Source organism: uncultured Pseudomonas sp. (assembly GCF_913777995.1).
In the GTDB taxonomy this organism is placed as follows: Bacteria; Pseudomonadota; Gammaproteobacteria; order Pseudomonadales; family Pseudomonadaceae; genus Aquipseudomonas.
Map to the genome: position 1 here is coordinate 298365 of NZ_CAJYVE010000024.1, position 15525 is coordinate 313889.

Consider the following 15525-nt stretch of genomic DNA (forward strand, 5'->3'; position numbering starts at 1 on the left):
TGCATGCATCAAATGACTCTGGCCGAGATCGCCCGCGGACTCGCCGACAAGCAATTCTCCTCTGAAGAGCTGACCCGCAACCTGCTCGAGCGCATCAAGCGCCTCGACCCGCAGCTCAACAGCTTCATCACCGTCACAGAAGACCTGGCCATCACCCAAGCCCAGGCCGCCGACGCCCGCCGCGCCGCCGGCGAGAACGGCGCCCTGCTCGGCGCCCCCGTGGCCCACAAGGACCTGTTCTGCACCAAGGGCATCCGCACCAGCTGCGCCTCGCGCATGCTCGACAACTTCAAGGCCCCCTATGACGCCACCGTAGTGGCCCGGCTGGCCGCCGCCGGTGCCGTGACCCTGGGCAAGACCAACATGGACGAATTCGCCATGGGGTCGGCCAACGAGTCCAGCCACTATGGTGCAGTGAAGAACCCCTGGAACCTGGAACACGTTCCGGGCGGCTCGTCCGGCGGTTCCGCCGCTGCCGTCGCTGCACGCCTGCTGCCGGCCGCCACCGGCACCGACACCGGCGGTTCGATCCGCCAGCCGGCGGCGTTGACCAACCTCACCGGCCTCAAGCCCACCTACGGGCGCGTGTCGCGCTGGGGCATGATTGCCTACGCGTCGAGCCTCGACCAGGGCGGCCCGCTGGCGCGCACTGCCGAAGACTGCGCGCTGCTGCTGCAAGGCATGGCCGGTTTCGACCCGCAAGACTCCACCAGCATCGACGAACCGGTGCCGGACTACAGCACCAGCCTCAATGACTCGCTCAAGGGCCTGCGCATCGGCCTGCCGAAGGAATACTTCGGCGCCGGCCTCGACCCGCGCATCGCCCAGCTGGTGCAGGACAGCATCAAGGAACTGGAAAAGCTCGGCGCCGTGGTCAAGGAAATCAGCCTGCCCAACCTGCAGCATGGCATTCCGGCCTACTACGTCATCGCTCCGGCAGAGGCTTCGTCCAACCTGTCGCGTTTTGACGGCGTGCGCTTCGGCTACCGCTGCGAAGAGCCCAAGGACCTCACCGACCTGTACAAGCGTTCGCGTGGCGAGGGCTTCGGTGCCGAGGTGCAACGGCGCATCATGGTCGGCGCCTACGCGCTGTCGGCCGGCTACTATGACGCCTACTACCTCAAGGCGCAGAAAATCCGCCGCCTGATCAAGAACGACTTCATGAACGCCTTCGCCGAGGTCGACGTGATCCTCGGTCCGACCACGCCGAACCCGGCCTGGAAGCTCGGCACCAAGAGCAGCGACCCGGTCGCCGCCTACCTGGAAGACGTCTACACCATCACCGCCAACCTCGCCGGCCTGCCAGGGCTGTCGATGCCGGCTGGCTTCGTCGACGGCCTGCCCGTCGGCGTGCAGTTGCTCGCCCCGTACTTCAAGGAAGGCCGCCTGCTGAACGTGGCCCACCAGTACCAGATGGTCACTGACTGGCATAAGCGCACCCCTGAAGGCTTCTGAGGAGAGAACACACATGCAATGGGAAGTCGTCATCGGGCTGGAGATCCACACCCAGCTTTTGACCCAATCGAAGATTTTCTCCGGCAGCGCCACCACCTTCGGCTCGGAGGCCAACACCCAGGCCAGCCTGGTCGACCTGGGCATGCCGGGCGTGCTGCCGGTGCTCAATAAAGAAGCCGTGCGCATGGCGGTGAAGTTCGGCCTGGCGGTCAACGCCGAGATCGGCCGGCACAACGTGTTCGCCCGCAAGAACTACTTCTACCCCGACCTGCCCAAGGGCTACCAGATCAGCCAGATGGACCTGCCGGTGGTCGGCAAGGGCCACCTGGACATCACCCTGGAAGACGGCACCGTCAAGCGTATCGGCATCACCCGCGCGCACCTGGAAGAAGACGCCGGCAAGAGCCTGCACGAAGACTTCAGCGGCATGAGCGGCATCGACCTGAACCGCGCCGGTACGCCCCTGCTGGAGATCGTCTCCGAGCCGGACATGCGCAGTGCCAAGGAAGCCGTGGCCTATGTACGCGCCATCCATGCCCTGGTGCGCTACCTGGGCATCTGCGACGGCAACATGGCCGAAGGCTCGCTGCGCTGCGACTGCAACGTCTCGGTCCGGCCGAAGGGCCAGGCCGAGTTCGGCACGCGCTGCGAGATCAAGAACGTCAACTCGTTCCGCTTCATCGAGAAGGCCATCAACAGCGAGATCCAGCGCCAGATCGACCTGATCGAAGACGGCGGCAAGGTCGTCCAGCAGACCCGCCTGTACGACCCGAACAAGGACGAGACCCGCGCCATGCGCAGCAAGGAGGAAGCCAACGACTACCGTTACTTCCCCGACCCCGACCTGCTGCCGGTGGTCATCGAGGACGCGTTCATCGAGCAGACCCGCGCGACCCTGCCCGAGCTGCCACAGCAGAAGCGCGAGCGCTTCCAGAGCCAGTTCGGCCTGTCGACCTACGACGCCACCGTGCTGGCCAGCAGCCGTGAACAGGCCGACTACTTCGAGCAGGTGGTGAGCCTCAGCGGCGACGCCAAGCTGGCCGCCAACTGGGTGATGGTCGAGCTGGGCAGCCTGCTCAACAAGCTGGGCCTGGAAATCGACGAGTCGCCGGTCAGCGCCGAGCAACTGGGCGGCATGCTGCTGCGCATCCGCGACAACACCATCTCCGGCAAGATCGCCAAGATGGTCTTCGAAGCCATGGCCAACGGTGAAGGCAGCGCCGACGAGATCATCGACAAGCGCGGCCTCAAGCAGGTTACCGACAGCGGCGCCATCGAGGCGATGCTCGACGAAGTCCTGGCCGCCAACGCCGAGCAGGTCGAACAGTACCGCGCTGCCGACGAGGCCAAGCGCGGCAAGATGTTCGGTTTCTTCGTCGGCCAGGCGATGAAAGCCTCCAAAGGCAAGGCCAACCCGCAGCAGGTGAACGAACTGCTCAAGGCCAAACTCGAAGGCTGATCGCCGCCCCTGTGGGGGCGGTTTGCGCCGTGAAGGTCGATACATGACCTCTCGCGGCTGAACCGCCCCGCAGGTCACCCCAGGCGTCAACCGGGAAGGACCGCTCATGCGCCGACTGCTTACTGCCTGTACCCTGCTCACCCTGCTGGCCGGTTGCGCCAGCCACGATATCGACCCGCATGGCTATGACGAAACCGGCATGGCTTCGTACTACGGCGCCCGCCATCACGGCAAGCGCACCGCCAGCGGCGAACCGTTCAACCAGAACGCCCTGACCGCTGCCCACCGGCAGTTGCCGTTCGGCACCCAGGTCAAGGTCACCAACCTCGACAACGACCGTAGCGTGATACTGCGTATCAACGACCGTGGCCCGCACACCCGCGGCCGACTGATCGACGTGTCGCGGGCCGCCGCCGAACAACTGGGCATGCTGCGCGCCGGAACCGCCAAGGTCCGCGTGCAGGCCCTGGACTGAGGAACCTGGCCATCCTGTTCGCAAACCTGCCCGGCCCGCCCCTGCTACAACTGGCCAGTGGTCTGCTCCTGCTGTTGCTCGGCTCGGTGCTGTCAGTGCGCGCCGCCGTGGGCCTGGCGGCGCTGCTGCGCGTGCGCCCGCTGATCATCGGCCTCACGGTGGTGGCACTGGGCAGCAGTGCGCCACAACTGGCGGTGGGCCTTCAGGCCGCACTCGGCAACAGCCCGGACATCGCCGTGGGCAGCGTGGTCGGCAGCCATATCTTCAATGTGCTGGTCACCCTCGGGTTCTGTGCGCTGATCATTCCGCTGCGCGTACCCCTGCAGGTGGTGCGCGTGGACATCCCGCTGCTGATCGGCGCCTGCCTGCTGGTGTTCCTGCTGTCGCGCAACGGCGAACTCGACCGGCTGGACGGCATCGCCCTGCTCATGGGCCTGGCTGCCTGCCTGGCCGTGGTACTGCGCCAGGCCAGCCAAAGCGCCCGGCACGGGCATTACCGCGACGACCAGCGCCCGTCGACGCTGCGCAGCCTGGCAACGCTGGCCGCCGGGCTGCTGGCGCTGTTCAGCGGTGGGCATCTGCTGGTGGATGCCACGGTGGTCATCGCCATTCATCTGGGCCTGTCGGAGCGCATCATGGGCCTGACGCTGATGGCCGTGGCCACGTCCATGCCAGCGCTGTTCACTTCGGTAATTGCCGCGCTGCGCGGCGAACGCGACATCGCCGTGGGCAACGTGATCGGCAGCAGCCTGCTCAACCTGCTCGGCGTGCTGGGCCTGACCACCCTGTTGGCGCCACAGGCACTGTCGATCTCGCCCAATTCGCAGGTGTTCGACCTGCCGATCATGCTCGGCGTCGCCGTGCTGTGCCTGCCACTGTTCCACTCCGGCTACCGCATCACCCGGTTCAAGGCCCTGCTGTTGCTGGCGCTGTATGCCGCGTACGGGCTGGACATCATCGGCTTCAGCACGGGCATGCTGCTGGCTGAGCGCCTGGAAGGCTGGGTGCTGCGCTTCATCCTGCCGCCCCTGGCGATCCTCGTGCTGCTGGGCATGCTGCGCGCCTGGTGGCGCCAGTATCGCTAGACCTGCTGGCTGATCGGCCGGGACCGGCTTCAGCCGGCAAGCTGTGCGCGGCTGAAGCCGCGCCTACCGGCATCTAGATCCAGCCGCCCCACTGCAGCAGGAAGATACCGATATTGGTGGTTATCGCCGCCGCCAGGGTGGTCAGCACGATGATCGCTGCCGCCAGTTCGTAGTTACCGTTGGCCGAACGGGCCATGATGTAGCTGGAGGCTGCGGTGGGGCTGGCGAAGTACAGGAACAGGATCCCCAGCTCTGCGCCGCGGAAACCGCAGGCCCAGGCGGCGAAGGTGCAGATCAGCGGCAGCCAGACCATCTTCATCAGGCTCGCGCCGATGGCCATCTGCCCGCTCTGACGCAACGACGCCAGCGACAGGGTGCCGCCGATGCAGATCAACGCCAGTGGCAGGGTCATCTGCGCCAGGTAGTTGGCCGAGGTTTCGAACCAGGTGGGCATGCGCACGCCGTAGTAGGCGAACGGCGAAGCGACGATGACGCTGATGATCAGCGGGTTGGAGAACACGCTCTTGATCACGCTCCAGGGGTCGGATTTGATCACCGGGCTGTACACCGCCAGGATCATGGTCGACAGCGCGTTGTAGTAGAGGATCACCATGGCCGCGAGGATCGCCCCCACCGAGATGCCATGGCTGCCGTACATGCTGGCCGCCAGCGCCAGGCCCACTACACCGTTGTTGCCGCGAAACGCCCCTTGCACGTACACGCCACGGTCTTCGAAGGGAATGCGCCAGATCGCCCAGCCCCACAACAGGGCGAAGCTGCTCAGGGTGGCGACGGTGAAGAAGATCAGCAGGTCGGGCTGCAGGGCGGTGGACAGGTCGGCATGCACGATGCCCATGAACAGCAGCGCCGGCATGGTGACGTTGAACACCAGCGACGAGGCGGTGACGATGAAGCCGTCGTTGATCGCCCCGATGCGCTTGAGGAACACGCCCATGAACAGCATGGCGAAGACCGGCGCGGTGACGTTGAGTGTTTCCAGAAAGATCGCCAGCATGCCCGTGTAACCCTGTCACCTCGTGAAGTCGCCCATGATAGCCAAGTACGACATCCGATGTGACAGGGTTTTACCCCAATACTGTTCGGTTAGAGCGGCTTCAGCCGCGAAGCGACCGCCTGTTCACAACAGATGCAGTGAATCTCAATACTGGTCAGTTAGCCGGTATATGGCTTTAGTGGGAGCGAGCTTGCTCGCGAAAAGCTGGCAAAGTCGCTGCATCTGTTGTGAACGTGACGCCGCCTTCGCGAGCAAGCTCGCTCCCACGGCCTAACTGACCAGTATTGCGGCTAAAGCCACTCCCACCGGGTGCTCTGGTCGGCCCCAGCAGAGGGTCATACCGAAGGCTGCAGCTTGCGTTCGTACACCGCCACGCCATCCAGGTCGCGCAGGGTGACGGTCAGTTCGCCGCTCTGCCCTTCGATGTTGACTTCACCGAAGAACTGGAAGCCCGCGAACGGCGAGGTGTTCTGCGCCGGCGGGGCCTTCTGGAACACCAGCTCCGGACCGAAGGTCATGTCCAGCTTGTTCGGCCCGAAGCTGCCGGCATTGAGCGGCCCGGCCACGAATTCCCAGAACGGCTCGAAATCCTGGAAGTGCGCACGCTCCGGCTGGTAATGGTGGGCCGCGCAGTAGTGCACGTCGGCGGTCAGCCATAGGTAGTCGCGGACCTGCTCGGCGCGCAGGAAGGCCAGCAGCTCGGCGATTTCCATCTCACGTCCCAGGGCCGGGCCATCGTTGCCGTTGGCGATGGCTTCCCAGCGCGGCACCCCAGGGCTGACCTCGCCGTCGGGCACGCCCAGGCCGATGGGCATGTCGGCGGCAATGACCTTCCACTGCGCCTGGGAAGCCTTGAGTTCGCGCTTGAGCCAGTCGAGCTGCTCACGACCAAGAAACGCCGTGTCCGGACCCGGCTTGTCCGACAGGTTGGCGTCGTTGCCGCCCCGATAGCTGCGCATGTCGAGTACGAAGACATCCAGCATCGGCCCGTAGGGAATCTTGCGATACACCCGCCCTCCGCCATCGGCGGCCTGCAGGCGCATCGGTGCGTATTCCAGAAAGGCTTGGCGGCCACGCGCGGCCAGCAGCTGGATGTCGCGTACCTTGTAGCGGTCGTCGAGCTGCTTGCTGGACGACCAGTTGTTGGTCACCTCATGGTCGTCCCACTGCCAGATCTGCGGCACCTGGGCATTGAACAACCGCAGGTTGTCGTCCATGAGGTTGTAGCGGTAATTGCCACGGTATTCATCGAGGGTCTCGGCCACCTTGCTCTTCGCCTCGGTGGTGAGGTTGCGCCAGATACGCCCGTCCTCGGTGGTCAGCTGCGCGGGCACCGGGCCGTCGGCATAGATGGTGTCGCCGCTGTGGATGAAGAAGTCCGGCAGGCGCAGGCGCATGGCTTCATAGATGCGCATGCCGCCGATGTCCGGGTTGATGCCGAAGCCCTGCCCCACCGTGTCGCCGCTCCACACGAAGCGAATGTCGCGGCGCTGCTGCGGCATGCTGCGCAAGTGGCCGAACCACGGCTCGCTGGCCAGGCCCGATTGCGCGTCCTCGAAGAACACCCGGTAGAAGATCGCCTGGTCGGCGGGCAGACCACTGAGTTCGACGCGGGCAGTGAAATCGCTGCGCGCATCGACCACCGGCGACACCGCCTTGCGCGGCTGGCTGAACAGGCTGCGGGTGTCCCATTCCACCACCATGCGCGCCGGGCGGTCGCAGCGGCTCCAGACGATCGCCCGGTCACCCTGCAGGTCGCCGGACTGCACACCGTCGGTGATCTTCGGCCGCGCCTGGGGCGAAGCGATTACCGCCGGTGCCAGGCCTGGCAGGATCAGTCCGGCGCCGGCGGCCTGAATGACCTGGCGGCGCTTGAGTTCGAAAGTCCCCATGGTTACCTCCTCGCAAACGGGCAAAGAGGCAACCTAACAGGGCAATGTTGGCGGGACGTGACAGCCGGGTTTCAGTTCGCCTGCGGCGCCACGGCCAGCTCCATCGCCTCGGGGCGCTTGAGCGCCGCATACAACACACCGGTGACCAGGCTGCCGGCGACGATGGCCAGCAGGTACAGCAGCGCATGGTTGATGGCGTTGGGGATCAGCAACACGAACAGCCCGCCGTGCGGCGCCATCAGCTTGCAGCCGAAGTACATCGACAACGCACCGGTGAGCGCCCCGCCCGCGATGCTGGCCGGAATCACCCGCAACGGGTCCTTGGCGGCGAAGGGAATCGCGCCTTCGGAAATGAAGCACAGCCCCAGCACGAAGGAGGCCTTGCCGGCCTCGCGCTCGCTTTGGGCGAACTTGCGCCGCGCCAGCACGCTGGCGATGCCCATGCCGATCGGCGGCACCATGCCGGCGGCCATCACCGCAGCCATTGGCGCGTAGCTCTGCGAGGCCAGCAGGCCCACCGAGAACGCATAGGACGCCTTGTTGATCGGCCCGCCAAGGTCGACGCACATCATCGCGCCGAGCACCACACCGAGCAGAATGGCGTTGGCGGTGCCCATGCTCTCCAGGAACTGGGTCAAGGCGCCAAGCAGGCTGGCCACTGGCTGGCCGACCACGTAGATCATCATCAGGCCGGTGAACAGGCTGGCCAGCAACGGAATGATGAGGATCGGCTTGAGCGCCTCGACACTGGCCGGCAGGCGCGCGTAGCGGTTGATCAGCAAGGCGCTGTAGCCGGCCAGGAAGCCGGCGACGATGCCGCCGATGAAGCCGGCCCCCAAGGTGCTGGCCAGCAGGCCGCCGATCATGCCCGGCGCCAGGCCAGGGCGGTCGGCGATCGACCAGGCGATGTAACCGGCCAGCAGCGGCACCATGAGTTTGAACGCAGCCTCGCCGCCGATCTGCATCAGCGCCGCCGCCAGGGTGCCCTTCTCCTTGAACGCCTCGATGCCGAAGACGAACGACAAGGCGATCAGCAGGCCGCCCGCCACGACCATCGGCAACATGAACGAAACGCCAGTGAGCAGATGCTTGTAGACCCCGGTGCTTTCGGACTTGGCCGACGACGCCTGGCCGGTGCTGGCCGTGCTTTCCACCTTGCCCTCGGCCAGGGCCTTGGCCAGGGTCGCGTCGGGCTGCTTGAGGGCGATGCCGGTGCCGCAACGGTAGATGCGTTTACCGGCGAAGCGCTCGGTGGCCACTTCGATATCCGTGGCCAGCAGCACCACATCGGCGTCCTGGATGGCCTGGGCACTCAGCGGTGTGCGGGCGCCTACCGAGCCTTGGGTTTCCACCTGCAGCTCGTGGCCCAGGCGCTTGGCGGACTGCTGCAGCGCCTCGGCGGCCATGAAGGTATGCGCCACCCCGGTGGGGCAGGCGGTGATTGCCACGATACGCGCTGCACCCTGGCCGACGCTCGCCGGGCTGGCCGACACTTCCCAGGACTGCGCCTGCTCGGCGGCTCGGGTGAGGAACGCATCGACATCCTGCAAGGCTTGGGCCGGCGAGCCCTGGTACAGGCGCTTGCCAGCGAAGCGGTCGAGGTCCAGCGCGCCGCTGAACACCGCGACGACCAGCTCGGCCTGCTCGATATCCTGGGCCGAAAGGCGACCACCCGGCTTGTTCGGGTCGACCACTTCCACGCAGGTCGACCAGCCCAGGCGCTGCGCCGCCGCCTCCAGCAGGCGGGCACTGAGCACGCTGCTGACCTTGCCGTTGGGGCACGCCGTTACTATGGCTACTTTCATTACCAACCCCTCTCTTGTTATTCGCTCAGGCTGCGCACGGTCACGCCGTCCGCCAGTCGTTCGAGTTGCTGCGCATCGGTGATACCGAAACCGATCTGGGTCACCGCCATCGCCGCGATGGCCGTCGCGGTACGCAGGGCTTCACGCGGCTCGTCGCCACGCAGCAGACCATGCAGCATGCCGGCCAGCAGCGAATCGCCGGCCCCCACGGTACTGGCTACCTGCACCTTGGGCGGCAGGGCCTGCAGCGCGGAGTGGCCACGGAACCAGCAAACACCGTCGGCGCCCTGGGAAATCACCACATGTTCGACACCCTGGGCCTGCAGACGCCGGGCGGCATCACCTTGCTGTACCAGCGACTCGACCGCCTCGCCAAGCACATCGCCGAGTTCTTCGGTGTTGGGCTTGACCAGCCAGGGGCCGGCCTCCAGGCCGGCCGCCAACGCCGGGCCACTGGTATCCAGGGCGACCTTGACCCCCTGCTTGCCGAGCATGCCCAGCAGGCGCTTGAGCCATTGCGGGTCGATCCCACGCGGCAGGCTACCGGCCACCACCACGGCATCGAAGCCGGCGGCGATGCGCTCCAGGCGGCTGAACAGCGCCTGCTGTTCCGCTTCGCCGACCACCAGCCCCGGACCATTGATGTCGGTGATGCGCCCGGCACTCTCGGCCAGCTTGAGGTTGCTGCGGGTTTCTCCCGGCACCCGCACGAACTCGTCGACGAAACCGCGCCGGGCGATCAGCGCATCGAAGGCCTGGGGATTGTCCAGGCCCAGGAAACCGGAGACGGTCACCGCATGACCGAGGTCGGCGAGCACCTGAGCCACATTGAGGCCCTTGCCCGCGGCGTGGGTGAGCATGGCTTCGCCCCGGTTGACTTCACCCACGCGCAGCTGCGCCAGCTGTACGGTGAGGTCCAGTGCCGGGTTGAGCGTGAGGGTCAGGATATTGGCCATCAGCGAGCCTCCACGAGTGCACGAACTTCAGCGGCGCCAGCCGCCATCAAGGCATCCCGCGCCAAGGCGCGTGCCCCCTCCTGGCTCAACTCACGTACGCAGGCCTTCACTTCGGGGATGCTGCGGGCCGCGACGCTCAGTTCGTCCACACCCAGGCCGACCAACACCGGCACCGCCAGCGGGTCGGCAGCCAGCTCACCGCACACCCCCACCCATTTGCCGTGGGCATGAGCCGCCTTGACGGTCATGTCGATCAATTGCAGCACCGCCGGATGCAGGCCATCGGCCTGGGCCGACAGCGTCGGGTGGCCACGGTCGATGGCCAGGGCGTACTGGGTTAGGTCGTTGGTGCCGACGCTGAAGAAATCCACCTCCTGGGCCAGCACCGGCGCCAGCAGCGCCGCCGAGGGCACCTCGACCATGATGCCCAGCTGCAGGTCACTGACCGGGATCTCGCCGCGCAGGCGCTCGACCATGTCCCGCGCCTGACGCCACTCTTCGACGCGGCCGACCATCGGGAACATGATGCGCAACGGGCGATCACCAGCGGCCCGCAGCAAGGCTCGCAGCTGGGCCTCCATGATTTCGGGGCGTTGCAGGGTCAGGCGGATGCCGCGCACGCCGAGAAACGGGTTCTCTTCCTTGTCGATGGGCCAGTACGGCAGCGGTTTGTCGCCGCCGACGTCCAGGGTCCGCACCACCAGTGGCCGGCCCTGCAGGTCGTCGAGCACGCGGCGGTACTCGGCTTCCTGGGTGGCTTCGTCCGGGGCCTGGTTGTGGGCCATGAACAGCAATTCGGTACGCAGCAGGCCGATGCCTTCCGCGCCTTGCGCCACGGCCGCCGGGGTGCCGGTGCTGTCACCGATGTTGGCGCAGACCTCCACGCGATGACCGTCACGGGTCACGGCCGGTTCCAGGCGCGCGGCGGCAGCCGCCTCCAGACGCTGGGCACGGGCATCGCGTTCGGCAATGGCGCGTTGCAAGGTGCTGTCGTCCGGAGCAACGGTCAGGCGACCGCGCTGGGCGTCGAGCAACAGCGGCGTGCCCGAGGCAATGCGCAGTACCTGTTCGCCAGCGCCCACCAGTGCGGTGATGCCCAAGGCGCGGGCGACGATGGCGCTGTGCGCGGTGGCACCGCCACGCGCGGTAAGAATACCGGCGACCCGCTGCGGATCGAGGCGCGCCACATCCGACGGACCGACTTCGTCCATCACCAGTACATAAGGCTGGTCTGGCTCGGCAGCCTGCTGCACGCCGCACAGATGAGCCAGCACCCGGCGACCGACATCGCGCAGGTCGGCAGCACGCTCGGCCAGCAATGGGTCGTTGAGGGCTTCCTGGCGCAATGCCGCCGACTCGATGACCTCGTTCCAGGCCGATGCCGCACTGACGCCGCTGTCCAGGCGACGCATCACGTCATCGGTCAGTTCCGGGTCATCGAGCATTTCCTGGTGGGTGACGAAGATTTCACCAATCGCCTTGGCCTGGCTGCGGCTGATGAGCTGTTCGATCTCGCCACGCACGAAGGCCAGGGCGTCTTGCAGGCGCTGACGCTCGGCGGCTGGTGATTCGCCCTGTGCCGGGTAGTCGAACACCGGGGTCAGCTGCACATGCGCCGGCCCCATGGCGATACCCGGCGAGGCCGCCACGGCGCTGAGTACCGCACCGGCCTGCGGGGCCGGCACCGCGCGTGGAGCCGCCTGCGCAGCTTCGACCGGTGCCGGCGCTGGCATGGCACTGACCGGCTCGACCTCTTCGCCGAGGCCCTCTTGCACCGCGGCCAGCAGCGCCGGCAGCGCGTCGGCGGCGATGCCTGGCTCGGCGACGAATTCCAGGGTCTGGCCACGCCGCGCGCCCATGCTCAGCAGCTTGCTGAGGCTTTTGGCCGACACGGCGCTGTCGTTGCTTTCCATCACCCGAACGCGAATTTCCCCCTCGAAGCCCTTGGCCAATTGCGCAAGGATCTTCGCCGGACGGGCATGCAAACCGTGGGCGTTGGCCAGCACGATCTGCGCACCGGGCCACTCGGCAGGCACTTCGCCGCCCAGGGCCTGCAGCACCACACGGCTGTTGGTCGCCTGGCCCAGCTCCTGGCCGCGGCCTTCGATGAGCAGGGCGCACAGGCGCTCCAGCAGCGCCTGGTGAGCTTCGCCCAGGCTGGCCAGGCAGAACAGCCCGGTCACCGGCTGGCCCAGGTAGCGCAGGGGCTTGTCCGGGGTGACGAAGGCCAGGCCGGGACGCTTGACGGTCTGTTCGCTGTGCAGCCACCACAGGCCGTCACCCAGCGACAGCGCCTCGACCTGCTGCAGCACGGCAGCGAAGCCGTTATCCACACAGTCGGCCTTACGCAGCAGGCGCGCACCGCGCCACACCAGTTCTTCGAAATCCTCCACCGACAGGCCGAGGCTGATCATCTGCGCATCCAGGGCCAGCTCCTGGGGCGCGCCCTGCAGCAGCTTGAGCAGGTCTTCCGGCGTGCCGGCCGTCCGCAATGCCGGTCCCAGATCATCCTCGCCCAGGGCGCGGGTCAATAATTGCAGCAGGCGCAGGTGTTCGTCGGACTTGGCCGCGATGCCGATCGCCAGGTAGACGATCTGCCCGTCACCCCAGTCCACACCGTCGGGAAACTGCATCAGGCGTACGCCGGTGGTATGCACCTGGTCGCGGGTCTGCGGGGTACCGTGGGGAATGGCGATGCCTTGACCGAGGAAGGTCGAACCTTGCTGCTCACGGTCTTGCAGCCCCTTGAGATAACCCGGGGCGACCAGGCCGTCAGCCACCAGGTGATTGGCGATCAGTTCAAGAGCGGTGGATTTGTCCGCAGCCACCTGGGCCATGGAAATCTGCTCAAGAGAGAGTTCGAGCATGCGTGACTCCTGTGGGCGACGGCGCGCCACGTGATTCTTGTTCTAGGTTCTGGACGAACAGCGGCTAGGTTGTGCCTTGCCTGAACTTCGCTTGCGGCTTTTGTTGCAAAACCATCGCGGCGACCTTCGCTATCGATCTGACAGCATCCTTGCCACGATATCAGCGCAAAACTTGCCTGCTGAAACGTTTAATCTAAAATCAAACGGCACGTTACTCGATTCTGGCCGCCGGTTGAAGCCCGAGTGCTCCGAATGGTCGTTGGGGGTGCAAATACTTCGACCGTTCGCCATCGCCAATGGTCTGCTGTATAGATCCCGGCACATGGGACACAATCCCACGGGTCCAATGAGGTTAGATCGCCAGTGTCTGCCCGGCTCGTGAAGGATGAAAGATCCTGAACAGGCCCGATGGCCATGAGGCAACCACAACAAAGGAACCTTCGGTGAAACTCAGTGATATCGCACGCCTGGCCGGTGTTTCCGTGACTACTGCCAGCTATGTGATCAACGGCAAGGCCGAGCAGCAGCGCATCAGCCCCGCCACCGTGGAACGCGTCCGCGCGGTGGTCGAGCAGCACGACTTCCGTCCCAACCCCCAGGCCGCCGGGCTGCGCAGCCGTCACAGCCGCACCCTGGGGTTCATCCTGCCCGACCTGGAAAACCCCAGCTATGCGCGCATCGCCAAGCTTCTGGAGCAAGGCGCGCGCGCGCGCGGCTACCAGTTGCTGATTGCCAGCTCCGACGATGACCCGCTCAGCGAGCAACAATTGCTGCAGCTGTTCCGCGCCCGGCGCTGCGACGCGCTGCTGGTCGCCAGTTGCCTGCCAGCCAGCGATGACAGCTACCGCCAGTTGCAGGCCCAAGGCCTGCCGGTCATCGCCATCGACCGGGAAATGGACCCAGGGCTGTTCTGCTCGGTGGTCAGCGACGATCAGCAGGCCAGCCGCCAGCTTACCGGCAGCCTGCTGGCCACCCGCCCCCGACACATCGCCCTGCTCGGCGCACGCCCGGAACTGAGCGTCAGCCGCGCGCGGGCCGAAGGCTTTCGCCAGGCCCTGAAGGGCTTCGCGGGCGAGGTCATCATCGAGCAGGGCGAGGCGTTCAGCCGCGCCTGCGGTGAGCGGCTGATGCAAGAGCTGGCGCAGCGCCTGGGCGGCTTGCCCGACGCGCTGATCACCACCTCCTACGTACTGTTGCAGGGGGTGTTCGACGCCTTGGAAAGACAGGACAACCTGCGCCTGGGCACCTTCGGTGACACGCAACTGCTGGACTTCCTGCCCCTGCCGGTCAACGCCATGGCCCAGCAGCATCAGCTGATCGCCGACAAAGCCCTGGAGCTGGCACTGGCCGCCATCGAGAAGGACCAGTATCAGCCTGGCGTACATGCCATCGCGCGGACCTTCAAACAGCGTATCGTCGAGGCCTGACGTGACCCTGATCGACACCCACACACACCTGGACTTTCCCGACTTCGAGGCCGATCGCGCCGAAGTGCTGCGCCACAGCCAGGCGCTGGGGGTGCAGCGCATGGTGGTGCTGGGGGTCTACCAGCGCAATTGGCAACGCCTCTGGACGCTGTGCCAGGCCAACCCGGCGCTGCAGGCTGCCTTCGGCCTGCACCCGGTGTACCTGGCCGAACATCGCCCTGAGCATGTTCAGGAACTCGGCGACTGGCTGACCCGCCTCAAGGGCCATGCACAACTCTGTGCGGTAGGGGAAATCGGCCTGGACTACTACATGCCAGAGCTGGACCGCGCGGTCCAGCAGCAGGTCTTCGAGGCGCAACTGGGCCTGGCGGCGGATTTCGACCTGCCGGTGCTGCTGCACGTACGCCGCAGCCATGCCGAGGTGATCGCCACGCTCAAGCGCCACCGGCTCGAACGCGCCGGCATCGTGCATGCCTTCGCCGGCAGCCTGGAACAGGCGCGTGAGTACATCAAACAGGGTTATCGCCTGGGGCTGGGCGGCGCAGCGACTTGGCCGCAGGCGCTGCGCATGCACCGGGTGCTGCCGCAACTGCCGCTGGACAGTATCGTGCTGGAAACCGACGCGCCGGACATGGCACCGGCGATGTATCCGGGCCAGCGCAACAGCCCGGAACATCTGCCTGCCATCTGCCAGTCACTGGCGGAGCTGATGGGCATCGAGGCCGAACAACTGGCCGAAGCCACGACCCGCAATGCCCGAGAGGTATTCGGCTGGAACTAGCGTGGTAAAGCGTTCATCAACCAAGCATCAGCGATGCGCAGGAATTTCTGGTACAGCGCCTGGAGCCAATACGGGTCAGTTGGGCCGGGTAGGAGCGGCTTCAGCCGCGAAGCGACCGCATGTTCGCAACAGATGCAGTGAATTTCCTGGCGCTTTCGCGAGCAAGCTCGCTCCCACAGCCTGAACTGCCCCCAAGAAGTTGGAGATTAATCCAACCCTTGGGGGGTGTTATGAGTAAGTACACAGAGCCATTCAGGCTCACCGCCGTCAAAGCCTACCTGCAAGGCACAGACGGTTTACGCACGGTC

11 protein-coding genes are annotated in these 15525 nt (G+C 66.0%); 6 read left to right on the forward strand and 5 right to left on the reverse strand.

Features of this window, described 5'->3' with window-relative positions; translation table 11 throughout:
* The first annotated feature begins 3 nt into the window (after window positions 1–3).
* The 4 genes from gatA to QZ497_RS10960 all read left to right on the forward strand — a co-directional run bounded on the left by gatA (window position 4) and on the right by QZ497_RS10960 (window position 4474).
* Window positions 4–1455 (forward strand): Asp-tRNA(Asn)/Glu-tRNA(Gln) amidotransferase subunit GatA, encoded by a 1452-nt coding sequence (gatA, locus tag QZ497_RS10945; RefSeq protein ID WP_295474273.1) that lies wholly within the window; start codon window positions 4–6, stop codon window positions 1453–1455.
* A gap of 13 nt (window positions 1456–1468) precedes the next feature.
* A complete protein-coding gene (gatB, locus tag QZ497_RS10950; protein WP_295474276.1) occupies window positions 1469–2914 on the forward strand; it encodes an Asp-tRNA(Asn)/Glu-tRNA(Gln) amidotransferase subunit GatB in 1446 nt (481 codons plus the stop codon).
* 106 nt (window positions 2915–3020) lie between these two features.
* Window positions 3021–3389: a septal ring lytic transglycosylase RlpA family protein gene (locus QZ497_RS10955; RefSeq protein WP_295474278.1), complete on the forward strand. Its 369-nt coding sequence runs from the start codon at window positions 3021–3023 to the stop codon at window positions 3387–3389.
* Window positions 3390–3439: 50 nt separating this feature from the next.
* Window positions 3440–4474: a calcium/sodium antiporter gene (locus QZ497_RS10960; protein WP_295474340.1), complete on the forward strand. Its 1035-nt coding sequence runs from the start codon at window positions 3440–3442 to the stop codon at window positions 4472–4474.
* A gap of 73 nt (window positions 4475–4547) precedes the next feature.
* On the opposite strand, the gene QZ497_RS10965 is transcribed toward QZ497_RS10960, so the two are convergent.
* From QZ497_RS10965 to ptsP, 5 genes are all read right to left on the reverse strand, one after another.
* The gene (locus QZ497_RS10965; RefSeq protein ID WP_295474281.1) at window positions 4548–5489 is read right to left on the reverse strand and encodes an AEC family transporter; all 942 of its coding nucleotides are present in this window, start codon (window positions 5487–5489) and stop codon (window positions 4548–4550) included.
* Between the two features lie 335 nt (window positions 5490–5824).
* A complete protein-coding gene (locus QZ497_RS10970) occupies window positions 5825–7381 on the reverse strand; it encodes an alkaline phosphatase D family protein (protein WP_295474284.1) in 1557 nt (518 codons plus the stop codon).
* A 71-nt stretch (window positions 7382–7452) separates the two neighbouring features.
* On the reverse strand, window positions 7453–9186 hold the full coding sequence (locus QZ497_RS10975; protein WP_295474286.1) for a PTS fructose-like transporter subunit IIB: 1734 nt from the start codon (window positions 9184–9186) through the stop codon (window positions 7453–7455).
* 17 nt (window positions 9187–9203) lie between these two features.
* Window positions 9204–10142: a 1-phosphofructokinase gene (gene pfkB / locus QZ497_RS10980; RefSeq protein WP_295474289.1), complete on the reverse strand. Its 939-nt coding sequence runs from the start codon at window positions 10140–10142 to the stop codon at window positions 9204–9206.
* A complete protein-coding gene (ptsP, locus tag QZ497_RS10985; RefSeq protein WP_295474292.1) occupies window positions 10142–13009 on the reverse strand; it encodes a phosphoenolpyruvate--protein phosphotransferase in 2868 nt (955 codons plus the stop codon). Before ptsP ends, pfkB begins: the two co-directional genes overlap by 1 nt.
* A 443-nt stretch (window positions 13010–13452) precedes the next feature.
* Between ptsP and cra the strand changes: the two genes are divergently transcribed.
* Together cra and QZ497_RS10995 are read left to right on the forward strand one after the other, a co-directional pair.
* A complete protein-coding gene (gene cra / locus QZ497_RS10990) occupies window positions 13453–14436 on the forward strand; it encodes a catabolite repressor/activator (RefSeq protein ID WP_295474295.1) in 984 nt (327 codons plus the stop codon).
* Window positions 14393–15217, forward strand: coding sequence for a TatD family hydrolase (locus QZ497_RS10995; protein WP_295474297.1), 825 nt, complete (start codon window positions 14393–14395; stop codon window positions 15215–15217). Before cra ends, QZ497_RS10995 begins: the two co-directional genes overlap by 44 nt.
* The last annotated feature ends 308 nt before the right edge of the window (window positions 15218–15525 follow it).

Excerpts from the sequence above, each read along its gene's own strand:
- gatA (WP_295474273.1), top strand. The coding sequence starts at position 4 with ATGCATCAAATGACTCTGGCCGAGATCGCCCGCGGACTCGCCGACAAG.
- gatB (WP_295474276.1), top strand. The coding sequence starts at position 1,469 with ATGCAATGGGAAGTCGTCATCGGGCTGGAGATCCACACCCAGCTTTTG.
- QZ497_RS10955 (WP_295474278.1), top strand. The coding sequence starts at position 3,021 with ATGCGCCGACTGCTTACTGCCTGTACCCTGCTCACCCTGCTGGCCGGT.
- QZ497_RS10965 (WP_295474281.1), bottom strand. The coding sequence starts at position 5,489 with ATGCTGGCGATCTTTCTGGAAACACTCAACGTCACCGCGCCGGTCTTC.
- QZ497_RS10970 (WP_295474284.1), bottom strand. The coding sequence starts at position 7,381 with ATGGGGACTTTCGAACTCAAGCGCCGCCAGGTCATTCAGGCCGCCGGC.
- QZ497_RS10975 (WP_295474286.1), bottom strand. The coding sequence starts at position 9,186 with ATGAAAGTAGCCATAGTAACGGCGTGCCCCAACGGCAAGGTCAGCAGC.
- pfkB (WP_295474289.1), bottom strand. The coding sequence starts at position 10,142 with ATGGCCAATATCCTGACCCTCACGCTCAACCCGGCACTGGACCTCACC.
- ptsP (WP_295474292.1), bottom strand. The coding sequence starts at position 13,009 with ATGCTCGAACTCTCTCTTGAGCAGATTTCCATGGCCCAGGTGGCTGCG.
- QZ497_RS10995 (WP_295474297.1), top strand. The coding sequence starts at position 14,393 with ATGCCATCGCGCGGACCTTCAAACAGCGTATCGTCGAGGCCTGACGTG.